Genomic DNA, 21,628 nt, shown 5'->3' on the forward strand with positions numbered 1-21,628 from the left:
ACCTGCAATATTACCACGACTTCAACTGACCTTCGCTGGCAAGTGTTGGCAGGCTTAGCGAATGGTCAACACGCTTGCCAATTCCGGCGGCGCATGGCTTGCTCGGGCCGCAAGGAGCAGCGGTCATGGTCGATCTTTCAGTTCTCATCCCCTATGTCGGCGCCTGCTTTGTGCTGGCGGTGGTACCCGGACCAACGGTGACGGTCATCGTTGCCAATGCGCTGTCGCGCGGCACGGGTGCGGGCCTTGCCATTGTGGCCGGCACCCAGGCCGGCGTGCTGATAATGACGCTGATTGTCGCCCTGGGAATGCAGGCGCTGGTGGCCTTCATGGGCGCGGCCTTCGACTGGATCAAGCTGATCGGGGCGGCTTATCTCATCTGGCTGGGCTACAAGATGCTGCGCAGCGACGGGAACCTCGGGACCGTTCGGGCGGAGCGTGGCAAGTCCAACGGTCGCATTGCGCTTGAGGGGTTCCTTGTCATTCTCTCGAACCCGAAGCTGCTGATTTTCCTGGGCGCGTTCCTGCCTCAATTCGTTGACGTGACCCAGCCGACATTCCCGCAGGTGATGGTGTTGGGACTTGTCTTCATGTTCGTCGCCGGGGCGACAGATGCGGTCTATGCATTGGTGGCCGGTCGCGCACGGGGTCTGCTGAGCGCGGCGCGGGTGCGTGTGGTGTCTCGACTTGCTGGCGTCATTCTGATGGCGGGCGGCGTCTGGCTGGCGCTGCAGCAGCGGGCGTGACGGCGGGTTTGAACATCCGCGACCTGCGCGAAGTTCCGCAGTACTTCGACGAGGTTGCAGATCGAATCTGGCGGGCCTGGTGGGAACCAGACGGGCGGACGCTGGCGGAGGTCGAGGCCGCGTTGCGAGACGTGATCGCCAGACCGGGTTTTCCCTTTTCCCTCGTGGCCACGTATGGGGACCAGTTCGCCGGCACGATCACAAGCATTTCGTCCGATATCGCGGCCCGTCCGGCGTTGGGCCCTTGCCTGGCGGCGCTCTGGGTAGAGCCAGGCGTGCGCGGGCAGGGTGTGGCGGGTCAGCTTTTGGAGACGGCTCAACAAAGGTTGATCGAACAAGGCTTTGAGCGGGTCTATCTCACTGCCAAGCCGCGCTTGCGCGGCTACTACCAGCCACGCGGCTGGACCAGAATCGAGGGCGATATCGACGCGGACCATCTCGACGTCTATGTCCGGACGTTGCGATAGGGGCCGGCTTGGTTTGTTCGATCGGCGATTGTGCGCCTGGCAAAAGTATCTCCGGAACAAAGATATCCCCGCATGAAAATCCTGTTCCATACTCTCCCCATCACTCCCGCGCGGACGGACTGCAGCGAACTTTTGCGGGGGGAGCCGGTTGGGTGCTGGGTCGCTCCAGGGCCTGCCTGCTCGTTGGGTCACCTTGCGACGAGCGATCAATAGGGGCCACGACAGCAGGAGAAACCCGGTGTTCCGAGGCGGCGACGTCTCTATTACTTAGTTTTACCGAGACGCACGTGCCTCGGAACACGTCCACAATGACCGGAGGCCGAACAGGCTGGCCGGATCTTCCGCATGGCTCGGCCTTGCCTCAAGGCGGCCTGCGTGACAAAACCTTTGTAACTACAAGGGGAAGGGGGATGCCATGACGCAACTGGTTGGATTTTATCCGGGGTCGTTCGACCCGCTGACCAATGGGCATCTCGACGTCATCGAGCGGGCCTGCAAGCTGGTGGATACGCTGGTCGTGGCGGTGGGCATCAGCGCCACAAAGAAAAACCCGCTGTTCACCCATGAGGACCGTATCGAAATCCTCAAGCAGGTCTTGCCGGCCGTCGGCACGCGGACCAATACCGAGTTCCGGATTGTCGATTTCTCCGGCTTGATGGTCAATGCGGCGCGGACCAATGGTGCAAAGCTGATCATTCGCGGCCTGCGCGACACCACTGACTACAATTACGAAATGCAGATGGTGGGGATGAACGCCCAGATGGCGCCCGACCTGCAGACCGTGTTCCTGCCTTCCAGCCCGCCGGTGCGGCATATCTCGGCCACATTGGTGCGGCAGATCGCTGAAATGGGCGGGGATATCTCCGCCTTTGTCCCACAAATCGTTCTCAAGGCTCTTAAGAACAAATGATCAAGCTGACCCGCCGCCATTTCGCCGCCCTCGCTCTGGGTGCGACCCTTGTCGCCGCTCCGGCCTTTGCCCAGGAGGGGACACCGCACCTGCTGCTGACGCTTGAGGATGGTGTCGTCGATATCGAGCTGCTCCCCGAGATTGCGCCCAAGCATGTCGAGCGCGTGGTGACGCTGACCGAGGCGGGCGAATATGACGGGGTGGTGTTCCACCGCGTGATTGATGGGTTCATGGCCCAGACCGGCGACGTCGCAAATGGCGACTCGGACGATGCAAGCTACAATTTGGCCATGGCCGGTACCGGTGGTTCGGACCTGCCCGATGTTGAGGCCGAATTCAATTCGGAAAGCTTCGGGCGCGGTGTTCTTGGTGCGGCGCGCTCGCAGGATCCCAATTCGTTCAACTCGCAATTCTTCATCACCACCGCCGATGCCAGCTTCCTTGATGGCCAGTACACCGTGTTCGGCAAGGTCGTTTCCGGCATGGAAGCGGTCGATGCCCTGGAAAAAGGCCCGCAGGAAGCCAATGGCGCCGTAGCCAATCCGGACAAGATCGTTTCGGCGATGATCGAGTATCGCTAACAGGTTCCAATGCCAGGGGCGGGTGGCCGTGAGGCTTGCACCTTGCGCGCATTCGCCCTACACCCCGGCCACATTCTGAACCGAAAGAGACCTCTCATGGCCTATGCAGATCCCGAAAACACCCTCGTCATCGAAACCTCCAAGGGCAAGGTCGTCATTGCCATGAAGCCGGACGTGGCGCCGGGCCATGTCGATCATATCAAGAAGCTGGCCCGTGAAGGCGCCTATGACGGCGTGGTGTTCCATCGTGTGATCGAGGGCTTCATGGCCCAGACCGGTGACGTCAAGTTCGGCAATTCCAATCTGCCTGAGTTCAACCCGTCGCGCGCGGGCACCGGTGGCTCGAAATATCCGAACATCAAGGCCGAGTTCAACGCCGAGCCGCACAAGCGCGGTACCGCCTCGATGGCCCGCGCCCAGGACCCCAACAGCGCCAATTCGCAGTTCTTCATCTGCTTTGCCGACGCCCCGTTCCTCAACCGCCAGTACACTGTCTGGGGTGAGGTGATCGAAGGCATGGAGAATGTCGACCAGATCAAGCGCGGCGAGCCGGTGACCGATCCGGACAAGATGGTCTCGGTCAAGGTTGCGGCCGACATCACCGAGTAAGACTTCAAACCGGCGGCTTCGACCGCCGGTTTTCTTTTGGGTGATCGGTTGACGCGAGGGGCCGGGTCGGGATGACTTCGCGCATTCTCCCGGGCTCAATCGAGTCGTCATTCGGATCGTTACTTTGAAAATGGATAGTCTTCTCTGGGCGCTGATGGGCGTCATCGCCGGCGCTTGTATCGCTGCCCAAGCCCCGATCAATGCCAGCCTGGGCAGGGCGCTCGAAGTGCCGATTGCAGCGGCGGCGGTGTCGTTCCTGGCGGGTGGCGTGGTGCTGTGGGCATTGGCATTCCTGTTCAGCCACCTCACCAGCACGCCGATCAATTACGGCGCGCCTGCGCCCTGGACCTTCATTGCCGGTGGATTGCTCGGCGCGTTTTATGTGTTCTCCAACATCACCCTGACCCCCCTGATGGGCGCGGCCGCCGTGATGGCGCTGTCTGTGACCGGGCAATTGATCGGCGGTCTGTTTCTCGACAAGATCGGTTTCATGGGCATGGCGGTGCGGGAAATTTCTGTCGGACGGATCGCCGGCGCCGTGTTGCTGGTGGCCGGTGCGGTGATGATCCGCGTTCTTTAGGGCACACTGGGGAGGCGTTCTGGCGGCCCGGAGCAACCGGTATGCGTTTTGGCCCGTTCCCGACAACACAGACCCATGCTAACGAGCGGCTATGCGCGTTACAGAATTTGACTTCTACCTGCCCGAGAACCTGATCGCCCTGCATCCGGCAGAGCCGCGCGACAGCGCGCGCCTGCTGGTGGTGCGTCCTGGCGAGCCTTTTGCCGATCAACATATTCCCGACCTCAAGACGCTGTTGCGGCCAGGCGATGTGCTGGTCGTCAACGACACGCGGGTCTTGCCCGCAGAGCTCAAGGGCGTTCGGCTGCGCGGCGATGTGCGCGCCAATGTCTCGTTCAACCTGCACAAGCGCGTTGATGCGAAGACCTGGCGGGCTTTTGCGCGGCCAGCCAAGAAGCTGCACCTCCTCGACCGGCTGGAACTGGGCAATGGCGAAGCTGAACCGCTGGTGGCACGGGTCGCTGGCAAGGGCGAGACGGGGGAGGTCACGCTGGAGTTCGAGTTGGGCGGGGCACAACTGGACGAAGCGATCAAATCGCATGGCGCCATGCCCCTGCCGCCCTATATCGGGGCCAAGCGTCCGGTCGAAGAGCGTGACAAGATCGACTATCAGACCGTCTATGCGGCCGAGGACGGCGCTGTTGCCGCACCAACGGCTGGCCTGCATTTCACCGAGAAATTGCTGCAAGAGCTGGCCAATATGGACGTCGCAATGGAGCGCGTGACGCTGCATGTCGGCGCGGGCACCTTCCTGCCGATGAAGGCGGACGACACCGACGACCATGTGATGCATTCGGAATGGGGTGAGATCGACCAGGCGACGGTCGAGCGCATCAATGCGCGACGCGCGGCCGGGGGCAGGGTGATCGCGGTGGGAACAACCAGCCTGAGGCTTTTGGAAACGGCTTCGCGGGCAACTGGCGAGCTGAAGCCGTTCATGGGTGACACCGATATCTTCATCACACCAGGGTTCCGGTTCCGCACGGTCGATGTGCTGATGACCAATTTCCACCTGCCCAAGTCCACGCTGTTCATGCTGGTCAGTGCCTTTTCGGGGCTAGACACGATGAAGGCGGCCTATGCCCATGCCATTGCCAATGGCTATCGCTTCTATTCCTACGGCGACTCCTCGCTGCTGCACCGCGTGCCACATCCTGAGGATGATGCGTGAGCGCGCGGCCGGCGCCAATCACCCGCTATACGCGCCGCATTGCCGCTTCACTGAAGCGGGCGGCTGAACAGGACCAGTCGCATCTGACGCTGTCGCGCCTGGTTGAAATATTGGGGCCGCGGGCGCATCGACTGCTGCTCCTGGTGGTATCGCTGTTCAACATGATCCCAGGTCCACCGGGCTATGGCGGCACTATCGCCTGGACGACCTGCGCCATTGCCGTGGGCATGCTGACCGGTCGTCCAATCCAGCTGCCGCGTATTATCGGCAAACGCAAGCTGCCGCTCGATTTGATGGTCAAGGCGAGCAACCAAGTGGTGAAGGTGGCCGGTATCCTGGCGCGGTTTTCCAGGCCGCGTATGCGCTGGCTGACCGGGGCAGCCGCGAACAGGCCCTACGCCGTTCTCGTGATTTGCGTCAGCGTCGTGATGTCGCTGCCCATCCCCTTCATCAATGCCATTCCCAATGTGGGGCTGTGCATCATTGCCTTTTCAATGCTTAACAGGGATGGGGCCGGGGTGATTGTTGGACTGGTGGCGACGGCCATCGGGCTGGCGATTGCCATTGCGATTTTTATCGGCGCGTTCCATCTGGGCATGGCCGCAGTCAATTCAATGGCCGCCTGATCGGGCCACTTTCGCAAGCGCTCACAACCGGCTAGAACCCGCGCCATGAAGCAAGTCAATTTCTCCCTTATCGCCAGCGATGGCATGGCGCGCCGCGGCCGGATCGATACGCCGCGCGGCGAAATCAACACACCTGCCTTCATGCCCGTGGGCACGGCCGGCACCGTCAAGGCGATGTATCCTGAGCAGGTGCGCGAGACCGGCGCAGATATCCTATTGGGCAATACCTATCACTTGATGCTGCGGCCAGGCGCCGAACGCGTCGCCTCGCTCGGTGGGCTGCACGAATTCATGGACTGGCAAAGGCCGATCCTGACCGATAGCGGCGGTTTCCAGGTGATGTCGCTGGCCAAGTTGCGCAAGCTCACTGAGAAGGGTGTGACCTTCAAATCGCATATCGACGGCTCGAGCCATGAGCTGACGCCGGAGCGCTCCATCGAGATCCAGACGCTGCTGGATAGCGACATCATCATGCAGCTCGACGAGTGCATTGCCTTGCCGGCGGAGCGCAAGGAGATGGAACGGGCCATGGAGCTCTCCATTCGGTGGGCCGACCGTTCCAAGACGGCGTTCAACAACCAGCAGAACCGGGCGCTGTTCGGGATTGTGCAGGGTGGGGACGACGCCGAATTGCGCGGGCGCTCGGCCGACGGGCTCAAAGGCATAGGGTTTGATGGTTATGCGGTGGGAGGGCTCGCTGTCGGTGAGCCGCAGGAGGTGATGTTCCGCGTGCTCAACGAGATCACGCCGGAACTGCCGACCGATCGGCCGCGCTATCTGATGGGCGTGGGCAAGCCCGACGACATCCTGGGCGGGATTGAGCGGGGCATCGACATGTTCGATTGCGTGCATCCCACGCGGGCGGGACGCCATGGCCACGCCTATACGCGGTTCGGCGTCATCAACCTGAAGAATGCCCGGCATAAGGACGATTATCGACCTTTGGACGAGGCGTCGCCCAACCCCAATTGCCGCCGCTGGAGCAGGGCCTACCTGCACCATCTGGTTCGGACCGAAGAGATATTGGGCGCCATGGTGCTTTCGCAGATCAACCTGGCCTACTATCAGGAACTGACGGCGGGGTGCCGGGCGGCGATTGAAGCGGGCCGGATGAAGGATTTTGCGGCAGAGACGCGCGCGGCATGGGCCGCTGGCGACCTGCCGGTTTTGTAAGGGGACAAGGAATGGCCAAGGACGCGGGTTTCAAAGCGCTGAGCAAACATCGCAAGCGCATTGCAGAAACCGATATGCGCGCGATGTTCGCACTCGATCCGAACCGCTTCCAACGGTTTTCGGCGACCGGGGCAGATATTCTGCTCGATTATTCCAAGAACCGGATCGACGAAGAGGTGATGGGCGCGCTGTTTGAGCTGGCGCGCGCCGCCGGCGTCGAGGAACGTCGCACTCAGATGTGCGAGGGCGAGCACATCAATATGACCGAAGACCGCGCCGTCATGCACATGGCGCTGCGTTATCAAGGTGAGCACCCGGTCGAGGTCGATGGCAAGGATGTGATGCCGGACGTGCGTGCGGTGCTCAAGGCCATCGAGACCTATTCCAACGCCGTGCGTTCAGGTGAAATCCGTGGCCACGGCGGCGAGCAGATCACCGATGTGGTCAATATCGGCATTGGCGGCTCGGATCTCGGCCCCGCCATGGTGACGCTGGCGCTGGAGCCCTATACCCGCGCTGATCTGCGCGCGCATTACGTCTCCAATGTCGATGGCGCGCATATTCACGATGTGCTTAAGCGCCTCGATCCGAAAAAGACCCTGTTCATCGTCGCTTCGAAGACCTTCACGACTGACGAGACCATGACCAACGCCAATTCGGCGCGGGCCTGGATCGCCGAGGCGCTGGGTGAAGAGGCGGTGCCAAACCACTTCGCGGCGGTTTCGACCAATATCGAGGCCTGCGCCGGTTTCGGCATTCGCGAAGACCGAATCTTTGGCTTCTGGGACTGGGTGGGTGGCCGCTATTCGGTGTGGTCGGCCATCGGTCTGCCCATTGCCCTGGCCGTTGGCTATGACAATTTTGCCAAGTTCCTGGCCGGGGCCGATGCCATGGACAGACATTTCCTGGAAACACCGCTCGAGCGCAATCTGCCAGTGATCATGGCGCTGCTCGGCGTCTGGTATCGCAATGCCTGGGGGTTCTCTACCCATGCGGTGCTACCCTATGACCAGCGGATGAGCCGTTTTGCTGCCTATCTACAGCAGCAGGACATGGAATCGAACGGCAAGTCGGTGACGCTGGACGGCAAGAAGGTCGACTGGCCGACCGGGCCGATCGTCTGGGGCGAACCGGGGACCAACGGTCAACACGCCTTCTACCAGCTCATCCACCAGGGCACCGATGTCATTCCGTGCGATTTCCTGATTGCTGCGCGGCCGCATGAGAGCCTGCCGCCGCATCACGACAAGCTAGTGGCCAATGTGCTGGCGCAATCCGAAGCGCTGATGCTGGGCAAGACCAAGGACGAGGTTGTGGCCGAACTCAGGGCACAGGGTCTCGAAAAGGCCGAGATCAAGGCGCTGGCGCCGCACAAGGTGTTCCCGGGCAATCGCCCGTCCAACACGCTATTCTACAAGCAGCTTACGCCCGAGACGCTGGGTTCGCTGATTGCGCTCTACGAGCACAAGGTGTTCGTGCAGGGGGTGATCTGGAACGTCAATTCCTATGATCAATGGGGCGTGGAACTGGGCAAGCAACTGGCCAAGGCGCTGCTACCAAAGGTGAAGGGCGAACAGGGTGGCGAGGGGCATGATGCCTCGACGCAGGGCTTGCTCGGCTACTACCTCGCCAACAAGGCCTGACGCTTGATTATCACGACAGACGAGCAACTCGGGAAGCTCAAGGAAATCGGACGCATTTGTGCCATGGCTCGCGAGGTCATGGCAGAAGCGATGCGACCGGGCATGACCACGCTTGAGCTGGATGATATTGGCGCCAAGTTCCTTGCCGACCATGGCGCGGTATCAGCGCCGATCATCACCTATGAGTTTCCCGGAGCCACCTGCATTTCGGTCAATGAGGAAATTGCCCACGGCATTCCAGGGGACCGGGTGCTCAGGGATGGCGACCTGGTCAATATCGATGTGTCGGCGGCCAAGGATGGCGTTTATGCCGATTGCGGGGCGTCCTATATTCTGGGCAAGGGCGACCCGCGGCTGGAAAAGCTGTGCCGCGACGGCAAGAAGGCGATGTGGGCCGGGATCAAGGCGGTCAAGGCCGGGGCACCGCTGGCCGATATCGGCATGGCCATCGGCAAGGTCGCCAAGAAAGGCGGCTATACGCTGATCCGCAACCTTGCCAGCCACGGGGTCGGCGACAGCCTGCATGACGAGCCGGGCGAGGTGCCGACCTGGCCGGACAAGACGGAGCGGCGAAGAATCGGCAACGGGCTGGTTTTCACCATTGAACCGTTCCTCTCGCTGGGCGGGCAGATGGCCGAGCAGATGTATGATGACGATGAATGGACGCTGACGGCCGAGCCGCTGGCGCCAACGGTGCAGTATGAACATACGATTGTTGCGACGCCACGTGGGCCTGTGGTGGTGACGCTGGCAGGGTAGGGCGCGTCAGCGCTGCGCAGTGGTTCAGGCTAGAGCCAGACCAGCAGAAGCGGGCCGAGAATGATCAGGCCAATGCCCACCGCGTAGCGTAGATTGCCCAAACGTCGCAGGGCGGGCACGCTGAGCACAGTGGACAGTACCAGGAAGCCGATCAGGCCAACCAGCGCGGGCAGCAGCGGATTGAGGTTCAGCGCCGCGTTCTCGGTGATTTGCAAATAGACCATATGCCCGCCGGCAAAGCCGAGCAGGGCCATGATGACCACGGTGACAGCCTTGGCGGTGATGAGCAGTGCCATGTCGATTGTGGTGCTGGTGAGCAGCAGCGCGATGCCGGAGCCGGTAACGTGAACGGCGGCCAGGGTTGCGAACACGCCGCTGCCGGTCAGGACAGGGACCAGTTCAGGCGGCGCATTAAGGGGCAGGGATCCGACCATGGGCAGGTCGGCGCCATATTGGGCCAGAAGCAAAATGCCATAGAGCATGACAAATGTGCTGGCCGCAAAGACCAGCAAAGTGACCGCCAGGACCTTGAGCAGGTCTGTCGTCTCCTGAGACATGTGTATCCCCCAAACGCTGTGCCTGTTGCCGATAGTACGGCATAGCGCTGATTCTCAAACGGGAATGCGGCGTCCAGGAGCGCCCAGGCGCGTCTGGGTGGTGCGGGACGCGGGCCCGCGGGCGCGATGGATCCGCGTAGGCTTGCGAAAATCCTCGGATAGCTCGAAGGCATCGGCCCGGTTGTCGAGCTCGGCATATGGGTCGGGATCTATGCAGGTCTGGGACATGGCCGCGCACTGGTTGAGACGTGCATCAATATGCCTTCATACCGGGGCGGTTTCGCGACGATAGCGTGATGCATTGAGGAAAAGTGGTACGCCGGGTGGGGGTCGAACCCACGACCATTCGATTAAAAGTCGAATGCTCTACCACTGAGCTACCGGCGCCTACATTTTTGAATGTCACGTTTCAGATCAAGCGGGATAGCCCAAATTTCCGGAAACGCTCCGTGAACGCCCTTCGGCATCGCGGCGGAACATAGCCAGACTTGTCGGCCTGTCAACCGAATTTGGTCGCTAACGCGACATGTCCAGGGGAGTGCCGGAATACGGCATCGGGATGCAGGCAATTGAAACCCGTTCGAAGCGCTGACAAAGGGAGCGCGCTTCAGCCAGTTCCTCGATGGGGCCCACAACGATGCGCTTGCCCTCGCCATTGGCCTCATCCACCACCAGCGGAGACAGGCCAAACAGCAGCGGGCCCAGCTTGAGGGTCAAGTCGCTCCAGAGGGCCGGCGTCTGCTCAAAGGGCACGGCCGCGCCGACAGCGATGCCATAGGCATTCTCATTTGGCATCGCCAAGGCCGCGGTCTGCTCAGTCGCCACGGGTGCGGGCAGGGGCTGATTGACTGGGGCAGGCACTGAAGCCTGGGGCAAGGCGGACTGCCGAACGGCGACCGTGCCGCCTTCGGCCTCGAAGGTCAGCGTCTGATTGCTGCCGATGGAGGCCGTAACGTTAGCGCGGTCAACGGAGGTGCCGTTGGGCAGGTTTTCGAGAATTTGCGGCACGGTGGTCTCAAGGGCCCCGACCCGGCGGGTAATGTCGTTGCCAGAGCGCTCCTGCATGGAGAAACGTGTCACCAGAAGCTCGTTTTCGCGCTTGAGCCGTGTGGTCTCGTCGCGAAGATCGGATACCTGCAGGCGCAGTGTCTCGATCGACGCGCCTGCCACACGTGGCTGATGCAGGCCGCCAATGATGGATTGCGGCACAAGCAAAGAGATATTGGAGCCAAAAACCGCCAGAGCGACACAGACGAGAGCAACCACGCCCCAGACCGTTACGTCGGATTGCCGGAACTGTTCGGATGCTTTAGCCAAGCGAGGATCCTCTGAGACGCCCGAATCGCCGGGTGTATCGTGGTTAGAGTGGTCCCAATGTTATCGGTTCGCCAACTGTTGGCTGCCATAAATTTGTGTAAATGCCGGGGGAAAACCGGTGGGTCGGGGAGAGCGTGATGGCCGAACTGCTTTCGATCATTCTTGCAGCGGGCGAAGGCACGCGGATGAAGTCCGCCCTGCCCAAGGTGTTGCATCCGGTCGGGGGCTTGCCCGTGGTCAGCCATGTGCTGCGGACGGTGCAGGGATTTGGCTCGAAAGTCGCGGTTGTCGTCGGGCCCGGCCACGAAGCGGTCGAGGCAGCGGTAACCCGATTTGAGGCGATGGCGCATATCGCGCGACAGGAGCATCGGCTGGGGACGGCCCATGCGGTGCAGCAGGCGCGCGGGGCCTATGAGGCGGCGCCCGGACATGTGCTGGTGCTCTATGCCGACACGCCGCTTGTGACCGCACAAACCATCAGCAGCATCGTTGCCAAGCTCGATGATGGCGCCGACATGGTGGTTGTGGGGTTCCGCCCTGGTGATCCGACAGGCTATGGTCGATTGCTGACGGAGGGCGGCCAGGTGCGCGCCATTCGGGAGCACAAGGATGCGACCGAGGCCGAGCGGGAGATCGGCTTGTGCAATTCGGGGATTATCGGTTTTCGGGGCGATGCGCTGCGCGGCGTGATCGACCGCATCGGCAACCAAAATGCCAAGGGCGAATATTATCTGACCGACGCTGTCGAACTGGCAACGGGTGATGGCAAGCGCGTCGACTTTATCGAGGCGGATGCCGCCGAACTGGTCGGTGTGGACAATCGCGAGAAACTGGCCGAGGCCGAAGCAACCTTCCAGCAGTTCAAGCGCAAGGAAATCATGGCGGCTGGTGTCACGCTGCGCGATCCGAACAGCGTGTGGTTCTCCTGGGATACCGAGATCGGGCGCGATGTGACGATTTTTCCCAATGTAGTGTTCGGGCCAGGTGTGAAAATTGCCGATAATGTCGAGATCCGCGCTTTTTGCGACATTGAGGATGCCGTAATCGGCGAAGGGTCGAGCATTGGGCCGTTTGCGCGCATTCGCGGCGGGGCCGAACTGGGGCCTGAAGTGCACTTGGGCAATTTCGTCGAGGTCAAAAAAAGCAAAATCGGGGCCGGCACCAAGGCGGGGCATCTGAGCTATCTCGGCGACGCCGAAATCGGGACCAAGACCAATATCGGGGCGGGAACCATCACCTGCAATTATGATGGCGTGAACAAGGACAAGACGATCATTGGGGACAATGTGTTCATTGGCTCCAATGCGTCGCTGGTGGCGCCGGTCAATATTGGCGATGGCGCCTACACCGCATCGGGCAGCGTGATTACCCAGGATGTGCCTGCAGATGCGCTGGCGCTGGGGCGGGCACGGCAGGAAAATAAGCCGGGTTATGCGCCGAAATTGCGGGAACGAGCCCTGGCCAAGAAGGCGGCGAAAGGAAAATAGCATGTGCGGAATCGTTGGAATTGTCGGCGATGCGCCGGTGGCCGGTCGCCTTGTGGATGCGCTGAAGCGCCTCGAATATCGCGGCTATGACAGCGCTGGCGTGGCGACGCTGGAGGATGGCGCGATTGCCCGCCGCCGCGCTGAGGGCAAGCTGGGCAATCTGGCCAGCAAGCTGGGCATGGAACCGCTCGAGGGGCATATCGGCATCGGCCACACACGATGGGCAACGCATGGCGCACCCACCGAAACCAATGCGCATCCGCATGCCACCGAGCGCGTCGCTATCGTGCACAATGGCATTATCGAGAATTTCCGGGAATTGCTGGAAGATCTCGCCAGGGATGGGTATCGGCCCCAGACGCAGACCGACACTGAATCGGTGGCGCTTTGGGTTAGCCGTGAGCTTGAAAATGGCGCCGAGCCGGAGCTGGCGGTGGCGCGGACGCTCAAAAAGCTCAAAGGTGCCTTTGCCCTGGCTTTCATGTTCAAGGGCGAGGACGGGCTGCTGATTGCCGCGCGCCATGGTGCGCCGCTGGCCGTCGGCTATGGCGCGACCGAGATGTATCTGGGCTCCGACGCGATGGCCCTGGCGCCGTTCACCTCGCGCCTGACTTATCTCGAGGATGGCGACTGGGCCGTCATTACCCCCCAGGGCGTGACTATCCGCGACGGCAAGGATGCGCTGGTGGAACGCGAGCAGATGGTCTCGCAAGCTTCGGCCCTGCTGGTGGACAAGGGCAATCATCGCCATTTCATGGCCAAGGAAATCTATGAGCAGCCCGAGACCATTTCGCATACGCTGAGCCACTATGTGGACATGGGTGCCGAGAAGGTGGCCGTTCGCGAGACGCTGCCATTTGACTTCGCCGACCTGTCGCGCCTGACCATGAGCGCTTGCGGGACGGCCTACTATGCGGGCGCCATCGCAAAATACTGGTTCGAGCGTTATGCACGGCTGCCTGTGGATATCGATGTTGCCAGCGAGTTTCGCTATCGCGAGCCACCGCTGGAAAAGGGCGGGTTGTCGCTGTTCATTTCGCAATCAGGTGAGACGGCCGATACGCTGGCGGCACTGCGCTATTGCGCCGGGCAGGGACAGCATGTGGCGAGCCTGGTCAATACGGTGGAATCGACCATTGCGCGCGAATCCGGCGTGGTCTTTCCGATCCTGTGCGGGCCGGAAATCGGGGTGGCTTCCACCAAGGCTCTGACAGCACAGCTTACGGCACTGGCCAGCCTGGCGATTGCTGCCGGGCGGGCGCGCGGGGTGGTGTCTGCCGAGCAGGAGACGGAGCTGGTGCGGGCGATGACCGCGTTGCCTTCGGCGGTCTCGGCGGCCCTAGCTGCCGAAGAGCAGATCATGGACATTTCCAAGCGGCTCTCCAAGGCCAAGGATGTGCTTTATCTCGGGCGCGGTGCGATGTTCCCTGTGGCGATGGAGGGCGCGCTAAAGCTCAAGGAAATCAGCTATATCCATGCCGAAGGTTATGCAGCGGGTGAGCTAAAGCATGGCCCCATCGCTCTGGTGGACGAGGCCATGCCGGTGATCGTGGTGGCGCCGTCCGATGAGCTGGTCGACAAGACGCTCTCCAATATGCAGGAAGTGGCGGCGCGCGGCGGGAACATCATCCTGATCACCGACCCAGAAGGGGCGCGGACAGTTGGGCGCGGCGTTGCCGACATTATCGAGATCCCGCATGTGCATAATTTCGTCGCGCCGATCCTGGCGACCATTCCGGTGCAATTGTTGGCCTATCATACCGCCGTATTCATGGGCACCGACGTGGATCAGCCGCGAAACCTGGCGAAGTCGGTAACGGTGGAGTAGGGCGGTCTACCCCGCCCGGATCAGCGGGATCGCGAGGTCCTTGCGGAACAGATAGAGCAGGGTACGAGCGGCCTCTCCTTCGGGACCCGTCAGCGCGGGGTTGCGCTGCATCAGTTCTTTTGCCTCGTCATGGGCAAATTCGAGCAGGTGCCGGTGCACATCCGGCACGGCCAGACGGTAGCCGGGCATGCCGGACTGGCGCGTACCCAGCACATCGCCCTGGCCGCGCAGTTCAAGGTCGCGCTCGGCAATCAAGAACCCGTCCTCGGTGGATTTGATGGTTTCGAGGCGTGCCTTGGCGGTTTCGGAAAGCGGGTCCTTGTAGAGTAGCAGGCAGGCCGAACGCTGGGAGCCACGGCCGACTCGGCCACGCAACTGGTGCAGTTGGGCCAGTCCGAAGCGTTCGGCATGCTCAATTATCATGATGGTGGCGTTGGGAACGTCGACACCGACTTCGATGACCGTGGTGGCTACCAGCAGCTTTATTTCGTTGTCCTTGAAGCGCTGCATGACGTCCTGTTTGGCGGCGGCGGACATGCGGCCATGAACCAGAGCAACCTGTTCGCCGAAGACGTTCTTGAGCTCCGCGAAGCGATCTTCGGCTGAAACCACTTCCAGCGTCTCGCTTTCTTCCACCAACGGGCAGACCCAATAGGCCTGGGCGCCTTCGGCAAGGCGCGACTGCAGACGGGAGACAACACGGTCATAGTCGCCAATCGACATGACGGCGGTGTCGATCGGCTGGCGGCCGCGCGGCTTCTCGCGGAGCACGCTGACCGCCATGTCACCGAAGTGGGTCAGTACCAGGGTGCGTGGAATGGGGGTGGCGGTCATCACCAGCAGATCGGTGTGGCGACCCTTGTCAGACAGGGCGAGACGCTGGTGCACGCCGAAGCGATGCTGTTCATCCACCACTGTCAGGCCCAGATCGTGAAAGACAATATCGGACTGGAACAGGGCGTGGGTACCAACAGCAATGGATATGGATCCATCTTCCAACCCGGCACGGATAGTGCGCCGCTCGGCTGCCGGCATTTTTCCAGTGAGGAGGGCACATTTCAGTCCCGCAGACTCGCAAAGGGGCTGGATGGTCCGGTAGTGCTGCGAGGCCAGAAGTTCGGTGGGGGCCATCAGGGCGGACTGGGCACCGCTTTCGGCAATGGCCGCCATGGCCATGAGGGCGACGACGGTCTTGCCGGAGCCGACATCCCCCTGCAAAAGGCGCGACATGCGCTCGGGCGCTGCGAGGTCGGCATGGATTTCCACCAGGGCTTGTTGCTGGCCGTCGGTGAGAGAGAAGGGCAGGGCGGCGGCGATCTTGTCCGAGATTGCGCCGGTGAAGCTGCGAGCGACACCGCGGGCCGAGACCATGCTTGAGCGGACCAATTGCAGCGTGATCTGGCCGGCCAGATATTCGTCATAGGCCAGGCGCTGTCGAGCTGGCGACCAGAGCTCGGCTTGGTCGGGACTTTCGGGGAGGTGCACCGTGCGCATTGCTCGGGCAAAGCCGGGCCAGTTCCGCTTCTCCATGGTTTCAGCTGCAATCCATTCGGGCAGGTCGGGCACCGAGTCGACGGCCTGCCGCACCAGCTTGGCAAGGGCCTTTGAGCTCAGGCCATTGGTGAGCGGATAGACTGGTTCGACCAGCGGCAGGGTTTCGAATTTGTCCGGTTCGACCACGTAGTCGGGGTGGGTGATCTGCTTTTCGCCATTGAAGAAGCCGATTTGGCCGGAGACGTAGCGCTCCTCGCCGATGGGTAAAGCGCGTTCGACCCAACCGCCCTGGGCGCGAAAAAAGACAAGCTGCATGTCTCCGCTGTCGTCATGGGCGAACACCCGGTGCGGGACATGCGGCTTGCCGCGTGGCGGTGGCTGGTGCCGGTCGATGTGGAGGCGGAGCGTGACGATCTGGTTGAGGTAGGCTTCAGCAATACCAACTTGCCGCCGACGGTCGACAACACCGGACGGCATGTGCATGAGCACATCGAGAACGATGGCCTCCTGTCCATCCGGCGCGCCGAAATAGCGGGTCAGCAGCGCGGCCAGCTTGTCGCCGACACCCTTGATGGTGTGCAGCGACCGGAACAGTGGCAAAAGGTTCTGTGGGCGGGACATGGCACCTATCTTGCCTCGATTCCTGGCAATGGGGCAGTCGTCGGCCATCTGGGAGCGAGAATAGTGTGGAGGAAAGCGAGAAAGTTAAGATTGCCTCTATCCAAGCAAGGGTCAGTTAGTGTGGTGCATGATCAATGCCGGTCAGGAGGCCGCATGGATCGCGTATTATCCTTTTTGCTCACCATTGGTATGCCAAGCCGCCTGATTGACGGGCTGCGCCAACGCCCCTTTCTGGTGATCCTGCTGCTTGGCATTTTGGCCTGGGTGCCTGTGCTCCTACTGGTCTGGTTGTTCCTGCGCTTGCTGGGCTGACAAGCCAGGACTTTGCGCGTAAAGAACCTGTCCAAATCGCGAACATTTTTCAATCATGGGTGTCCAGATGACGGCCGGTGAGGACATTGCTATTCGGCGCAAGCGCCTGCGCTACAGGGCCTGGCATCGTGGCACAAAGGAAATGGACCTGATTCTAGGGCCGTTTGCCGACGCCAATGTCGAGGCCTTCGACGGCCCAGCCCTGGATCGGCTCGAATCTCTGATGAGCGAGGAAGACCCTCCGCTACTCAAATGGGTGATGCGGCAGGAAGAACCGCCGGCCCACATCGACATAGATTTTCTCAATCTGGTGATAGCCGACCACCAGTCCCGGATCGAAAAATGAACGACATTGCTGGGGTGGCACCAGATGTGCGCACCATCTCCAATGTGCCAGACGGCATGCAACCCATGGTGCTGGCGCGGTTGGTTGAGCAACGCCTGAAGGATGCGCCGCAGGATCCCGCCAGCCTCGTCTTTGTGGCGCGAGACGGCCGGCGCATGCAGCGCATGGCGGAAATTCTGGGCGCGATACTGCCCGGGCACACCGTCCTGACGCTGCCGGCCTGGGACTGTCTGCCATACGACCGTGTCTCGCCCAATACGGTGACCATCGCAGCGCGCATGAACGCGCTTGCAGCCCTCACCAGCGGCGCAAGCGGGGCCATTGTGCTTACCGCAGTCAATGCGCTGATCCAGAAGCTGCCGCCGCGCGATCTGGTCGAAACGATGAGCTTTTCGGCCGCCGTCGGCCGCATGGTCGACAGCGACAGGCTGATCGCCTGGGCGGCCAATAATGGCTATCTGCGCGTGCCGACAGTTCGCGAAAGTGGCGAATTTGCCGTCCGTGGTGGCCTGGTCGACCTGTTTCCGGCCGGATCAGACGCGCCCTTGCGGTTCGATTTCTTCGGCAGCCAGCTCGAATCGATCCGGACGTTCGATCCTGACAGCCAACGCACCACTGGTACACTCAAGCGCATCGACCTGACACCGATGAGTGAAGTGGTGCTCAATGAAGAGACCATACGGCGGTTTCGGCAGAATTATACTGCGGCCTTTGGCGGCAATACCGTGGACGACACGCTCTATGCCTCGGTCAGCGGCGGGTCGCGCTATTCGGGCACCGAGCATTGGCTTCCGTTCTTCTACGATCACATGGACCGCCTCGCCGATTATGTCGGGGATGCGCCATTTGTGTTCGACGATCAGGTGGCTGAGGCCTTTGCCGAACGGGCCGAGCAGATTCGAGACTATTACGAGGCGCGCGAAACGGCCCGGCAGGAGCCCAAAGTCGCGGGGGGCGGGGCGCCCTACAAGCCGATCAAGCCAGAGCTGCTCTATGATCTTGAGGCCGTGCCAACCGAATTGGCGGGCGCTTCAGTGGTGCGGCTTTCGCCGTTCCTAGCACCTGACACGGCGCGTGGCGACGATGCGGGCGGGCATATCGCGCCGAGCTTTGCGGCGGAACGGGCGGCATCCGACGTCAATCTGTTCCAGGCGGTGGTCGACCGGTTGCTGGCCGAACGGCGCCAAGGGCGCAGGGTGATCGTAGCGTGCTGGAGCATGGGCACGCGCGATCGCATGGTGCAGGTCCTCAAGGACCATGGCCTGACCAATCCGCGGTTGGCCGAAAACTGGCGTGATGCCGAGACCACGAGCGCGGCAACCACCTCGCTGGTGGTGCTGCCGCTTGAAACCGGGTTCGAGACCAAGGATCTGCTGGTCCTTTCCGAACAAGACATTCTGGGCGAACGCATTCTCCGGCCGCAGCGGCGGAAGAAAGCATCCGACGCTCTGACCGAGGCGGCAAGTCTGAGCGCAGGCGACTTGGTGGTGCACGTCGACCATGGTATCGGGCGGTTCCTGGGGCTCAAGGTTATAGAGGCGGGTGGGGCGCCGCATGAATGCGTGGAGCTGCAATATGCCGGTGACACCAAGCTGTACCTGCCGGTCGAAAATATCGAGCTACTGACCCGCTATGGCTCCGATGATGCTTCGGTAGCGCTGGACAAGCTGGGCGGCGTTGCCTGGCAGGCCAAGAAGGGCAAGCTCAAGAAACGTATCCGCGAGATGGCGGAGCAGCTGATCAAGCTGGCGGCACAGCGGCTGCTTACCAAGGCCGACGTAGTCGATATCAATACCGGCGCCTATGACGAGTTCGCGGCGCGTTTCCCGTATGAGGAGACTGAAGACCAGCTCAATGCCATCGAGGCGGTGTTTGACGACATCTCCTCGGGCAAGGTCATGGACCGGCTGGTCTGCGGCGATGTGGGCTTTGGCAAGACCGAAGTGGCCCTCAGAGCGGCCTTTGCGGTGGCTTTGAGCGGCAAGCAAGTGGCCGTGGTTGTGCCGACGACTCTGTTGGCTCGGCAGCATTTCAAGACCTTCTCCGAACGCTTCAACGGCCTGCCGGTGAGGGTGCGCCATGCCTCGCGCATGGTGTCCTCGGCCGAGTTGAAGTCCACCAAGGAGGGATTGGCGGACGGCCAGGTCGACATCGTGGTAGGCACTCATGCCCTGCTGTCGAAATCGATCAAGTTCAACGATCTGGGGCTTCTCATCATCGATGAGGAGCAGCATTTCGGCGTGGGCCACAAGGAGCGCCTGAAGGAGCTCAAGGCCAATGTGCATGTGCTTACGCTGACCGCGACGCCGATTCCGCGGACGCTGCAGCTTGCACTGACGGGTGTACGCGACCTCTCTCTGTTGGCGACGCCGCCCGTGGATCGCCTGGCCATTCGCACCTTTATTTCGCCGTTCGATCCTCTCTCGATCCGGGAAGCGCTGCTGCGCGAGAAGTATCGCGGTGGGCAGAGCTTCTATGTCGTTCCGCGGATCAAGGACCAGCCCGATATTGCCGAGTTCCTGCGCCAACAGGTGCCGGAGGTGAGCTTCGTGGTCGCCAATGGGCAGATGCCGCCGGGTGAACTCGATGACATCATGAATGCGTTCTACGACAACAAGTTCGATGTGCTGCTGGCAACGACAATCGTGGAATCGGGGCTCGATATCCCCAATGCCAATACCCTGATCGTACATCGTGCCGATCAGTTCGGGCTGGCGCAGCTTTACCAAATCCGGGGCCGCATTGGCCGGGCCAAGCAGCGCGCCTATGCACTGTTCACCGTGCCGCCTGACCGCAAGCTGACCGATACGGCCGAGCGGCGCCTTGGTGTGCTGCAATCGCTCGAAAGTCTGGGCGCCGGCTTCCAGCTTGCCAGCCACGACCTCGACATCCGCGGGGCAGGGAACTTGCTTGGTGACGAGCAGTCCGGCCATATCCGCGAGGTCGGTTTCGAACTCTACCAGGCAATGCTGGAGGAAGCCGTCGCCAACCTCAAGAGCGGCGAGGAAGAATACGAAGACCGCAACGAGTGGAGCCCGCAAATCTCGCTGGGCATGCCGGTGATGATTCCGGAGAGCTATGTGCCCGATCTGCAATTGCGTATGCAGCTCTATCGCAAACTCGGCGATCTGAACGAGGTGCGCGATATCGACGCGGCAGGTGCAGAGCTGATCGACAGGTTTGGTCCTTTGCCCGAGGAGGTGGAGGCCTTGCTCAAGGTGATCCTGGTCAAGTCGCTGTGCCGCCAGGCCAATGTCGAGAAGGTCGATGCCGGCCCAAAAGGTGCGGTCATCAGCTTGCGCAACAATGAGTTTCCCAATCCGGCCGGTCTGGTGAAGCTGGTGAGCGATCCGGGTAATCAGGTCCGGATCAAGCCTGATCAGAAACTCGTGTTCGCCCGTAATTGGCCCAGCGCCGAGCAGCGGCTCAAGGGGGCGGCAGCAATCCTGTCAAAGCTTGCAAAACTGGCGGAAACCGGCGCTTGAGGGCCACAGTGTCAACGATATAACTCATAATGTTTTGGCAAGGCTGATCGGTCATGTTATTGCCCGATTTGAGCCCTTGAAGGGCAGTTCGAATTTACGGGCGGTTTTGCGCCGCCGGGACCGCCAAGGAAGGCAAGGACATTCTATGACTTTCAGGAAACCCCTCGTCGCCAGTGTTGCGGTAGCTGCACTGATGCTCTCCCCGATTGCTTCGATTGCGCAGGAGACGACGACCGAGGCGCCGGCTGCCGAAGCAGCGCCTGCCGACGACTCCGCGAGTGAAGGCGTGGCCGCCGCCGTTGATGAGCTGGCCTCGCAAAACTGGCTGAAGGTCTGTGATCCGCTGCCCGACGGGCAGAAGGCCTGTCTGATGCGTCAGGTAGTGCTGGCCAATGGCCAGTTCCTTGGTTCGTTCCTGCTGCGCGACGATCCCGGTCAGGAAAGCCGCCTGTTGGCAGTGGCTGCTGTCCCGCTTGGCGTCTTGCTACCGTTTGGCCTGACCTGGCAGATCGACAATGCCGACCCGGTTCGCGTGCCCTACATGCTGTGCGACGTGCAGTCGTGCTCAACCCAGCTCGTGATCAATGAGCAGTATGTTAATTCGCTCAAGCGCGGCGCCAAGCTGACCCTGACCGCGAAGAACCGGCAGAATCAGGACCTATCGGTCGAGATCGACCTGGCCGGCTTCACCGCCACATATGATGGAGATGCCGCGCTGACGTTTGAGCAGTTGCAGCAGCAGGAATCGGGCCAGAACGCCCTTGAGCAGGTGCTGCAGGATCGGGCCGAACAGCTTCGCCAGGAATTGTCCGGTGAGGGTGCCGCGGCTCCTGCCGATGGGGATGCCGTCACGGAAGAGGCACCGGCGCAATAAGCCAGTCAAGATCCGGTTTCAGGAGGGCGCGGGTGACCGCGC

The 21,628-nt window shown here is 61.5% G+C and carries 21 protein-coding genes and 1 tRNA gene; 17 read left to right on the forward strand and 5 right to left on the reverse strand.

Features of this window, described 5'->3' with window-relative positions:
• Nucleotides 1-125 precede the first annotated feature (125 nt).
• From DDE76_RS05545 to map, 11 genes are all read left to right on the forward strand, one after another.
• Nucleotides 126-746 (forward strand): LysE family translocator, encoded by a 621-nt coding sequence (locus DDE76_RS05545; protein WP_104894238.1) that lies wholly within the window; start codon nucleotides 126-128, stop codon nucleotides 744-746.
• Nucleotides 747-754: 8 nt separating this feature from the next.
• Nucleotides 755-1,213: a GNAT family N-acetyltransferase gene (locus DDE76_RS05550; RefSeq protein ID WP_157955670.1), complete on the forward strand. Its 459-nt coding sequence runs from the start codon at nucleotides 755-757 to the stop codon at nucleotides 1,211-1,213.
• Between the two features lie 415 nt (nucleotides 1,214-1,628).
• A complete protein-coding gene (gene coaD, locus DDE76_RS05555; RefSeq protein ID WP_104894240.1) occupies nucleotides 1,629-2,123 on the forward strand; it encodes a pantetheine-phosphate adenylyltransferase in 495 nt (164 codons plus the stop codon).
• The gene (locus DDE76_RS05560; protein ID WP_104894241.1) at nucleotides 2,120-2,704 is read left to right on the forward strand and encodes a peptidylprolyl isomerase; all 585 of its coding nucleotides are present in this window, start codon (nucleotides 2,120-2,122) and stop codon (nucleotides 2,702-2,704) included. Before coaD ends, DDE76_RS05560 begins: the two co-directional genes overlap by 4 nt.
• A 96-nt stretch (nucleotides 2,705-2,800) precedes the next feature.
• A complete protein-coding gene (locus DDE76_RS05565) occupies nucleotides 2,801-3,313 on the forward strand; it encodes a peptidylprolyl isomerase (RefSeq protein WP_104894242.1) in 513 nt (170 codons plus the stop codon).
• 130 nt (nucleotides 3,314-3,443) lie between these two features.
• The gene (locus DDE76_RS05570; protein WP_104894243.1) at nucleotides 3,444-3,893 is read left to right on the forward strand and encodes a DMT family transporter; all 450 of its coding nucleotides are present in this window, start codon (nucleotides 3,444-3,446) and stop codon (nucleotides 3,891-3,893) included.
• 91 nt (nucleotides 3,894-3,984) lie between these two features.
• A complete protein-coding gene (gene queA / locus DDE76_RS05575; RefSeq protein WP_104894244.1) occupies nucleotides 3,985-5,064 on the forward strand; it encodes a tRNA preQ1(34) S-adenosylmethionine ribosyltransferase-isomerase QueA in 1,080 nt (359 codons plus the stop codon).
• On the forward strand, nucleotides 5,061-5,690 hold the full coding sequence (locus tag DDE76_RS05580) for an exopolysaccharide biosynthesis protein (RefSeq protein WP_104894245.1): 630 nt from the start codon (nucleotides 5,061-5,063) through the stop codon (nucleotides 5,688-5,690). Before queA ends, DDE76_RS05580 begins: the two co-directional genes overlap by 4 nt.
• A gap of 45 nt (nucleotides 5,691-5,735) precedes the next feature.
• Nucleotides 5,736-6,863: a tRNA guanosine(34) transglycosylase Tgt gene (tgt, locus tag DDE76_RS05585; protein WP_104894246.1), complete on the forward strand. Its 1,128-nt coding sequence runs from the start codon at nucleotides 5,736-5,738 to the stop codon at nucleotides 6,861-6,863.
• Between the two features lie 11 nt (nucleotides 6,864-6,874).
• A complete protein-coding gene (gene pgi, locus DDE76_RS05590) occupies nucleotides 6,875-8,506 on the forward strand; it encodes a glucose-6-phosphate isomerase (protein WP_104894247.1) in 1,632 nt (543 codons plus the stop codon).
• Between the two features lie 3 nt (nucleotides 8,507-8,509).
• A complete protein-coding gene (map, locus tag DDE76_RS05595; protein ID WP_104894248.1) occupies nucleotides 8,510-9,265 on the forward strand; it encodes a type I methionyl aminopeptidase in 756 nt (251 codons plus the stop codon).
• A gap of 29 nt (nucleotides 9,266-9,294) precedes the next feature.
• Here map and DDE76_RS05600 read toward each other — a convergent pair whose 3' ends face one another.
• From DDE76_RS05600 to DDE76_RS05610, 4 genes are all read right to left on the reverse strand, one after another.
• Nucleotides 9,295-9,822 carry a hypothetical protein gene (locus tag DDE76_RS05600; RefSeq protein ID WP_104894249.1) on the reverse strand — a complete coding sequence of 176 codons (528 nt, stop codon included), beginning with the start codon at nucleotides 9,820-9,822 and terminating at the stop codon, nucleotides 9,295-9,297.
• A gap of 54 nt (nucleotides 9,823-9,876) precedes the next feature.
• Entirely contained in the window at nucleotides 9,877-10,050 is a 174-nt protein-coding gene (locus tag DDE76_RS19495; RefSeq protein WP_157955671.1) for a hypothetical protein, read from the reverse strand.
• 84 nt (nucleotides 10,051-10,134) lie between these two features.
• A tRNA-Lys gene (locus DDE76_RS05605) sits at nucleotides 10,135-10,209 on the reverse strand.
• Nucleotides 10,210-10,338: 129 nt separating this feature from the next.
• Entirely contained in the window at nucleotides 10,339-11,139 is an 801-nt protein-coding gene (locus DDE76_RS05610; RefSeq protein ID WP_157955672.1) for a coiled-coil domain-containing protein, read from the reverse strand.
• Nucleotides 11,140-11,276: 137 nt separating this feature from the next.
• Here DDE76_RS05610 and glmU point away from each other — a divergent pair, with 137 nt between their 5' ends.
• Both glmU and glmS read left to right on the forward strand, forming a co-directional pair.
• Nucleotides 11,277-12,626, forward strand: a complete 1,350-nt coding sequence (gene glmU, locus DDE76_RS05615; protein ID WP_104894251.1) for a bifunctional UDP-N-acetylglucosamine diphosphorylase/glucosamine-1-phosphate N-acetyltransferase GlmU — start codon at nucleotides 11,277-11,279, stop codon at nucleotides 12,624-12,626.
• Between the two features lies 1 nt (nucleotide 12,627).
• Complete coding sequence (gene glmS, locus DDE76_RS05620; protein WP_104894252.1) at nucleotides 12,628-14,454, forward strand: glutamine--fructose-6-phosphate transaminase (isomerizing); 1,827 nt, start codon at nucleotides 12,628-12,630, stop codon at nucleotides 14,452-14,454.
• Between the two features lie 6 nt (nucleotides 14,455-14,460).
• Here glmS and recG read toward each other — a convergent pair whose 3' ends face one another.
• Nucleotides 14,461-16,569, reverse strand: coding sequence for an ATP-dependent DNA helicase RecG (gene recG / locus DDE76_RS05625; RefSeq protein ID WP_104894253.1), 2,109 nt, complete (start codon nucleotides 16,567-16,569; stop codon nucleotides 14,461-14,463).
• Between the two features lie 153 nt (nucleotides 16,570-16,722).
• On the opposite strand from recG, the gene DDE76_RS19500 reads away from it, so the two are divergent.
• The 4 genes from DDE76_RS19500 (at nucleotide 16,723) to DDE76_RS05640 (ending at nucleotide 21,586) form a co-directional block, all read left to right on the forward strand.
• Nucleotides 16,723-16,881, forward strand: coding sequence for a hypothetical protein (locus tag DDE76_RS19500; RefSeq protein ID WP_157955673.1), 159 nt, complete (start codon nucleotides 16,723-16,725; stop codon nucleotides 16,879-16,881).
• Nucleotides 16,882-16,936: 55 nt separating this feature from the next.
• Nucleotides 16,937-17,227 carry an FAD assembly factor SdhE gene (locus DDE76_RS05630; protein WP_198650846.1) on the forward strand — a complete coding sequence of 97 codons (291 nt, stop codon included), beginning with the start codon at nucleotides 16,937-16,939 and terminating at the stop codon, nucleotides 17,225-17,227.
• Nucleotides 17,224-20,712, forward strand: coding sequence for a transcription-repair coupling factor (mfd, locus tag DDE76_RS05635; RefSeq protein ID WP_104894254.1), 3,489 nt, complete (start codon nucleotides 17,224-17,226; stop codon nucleotides 20,710-20,712). Before DDE76_RS05630 ends, mfd begins: the two co-directional genes overlap by 4 nt.
• A gap of 145 nt (nucleotides 20,713-20,857) precedes the next feature.
• On the forward strand, nucleotides 20,858-21,586 hold the full coding sequence (locus tag DDE76_RS05640; RefSeq protein ID WP_104894255.1) for an invasion associated locus B family protein: 729 nt from the start codon (nucleotides 20,858-20,860) through the stop codon (nucleotides 21,584-21,586).
• The last annotated feature ends 42 nt before the right edge of the window (nucleotides 21,587-21,628 follow it).

The sequence above is a fragment of the Devosia indica genome (assembly GCF_003056405.1).
In the GTDB taxonomy this organism is placed as follows: domain Bacteria; phylum Pseudomonadota; class Alphaproteobacteria; order Rhizobiales; family Devosiaceae; genus Devosia; species Devosia indica.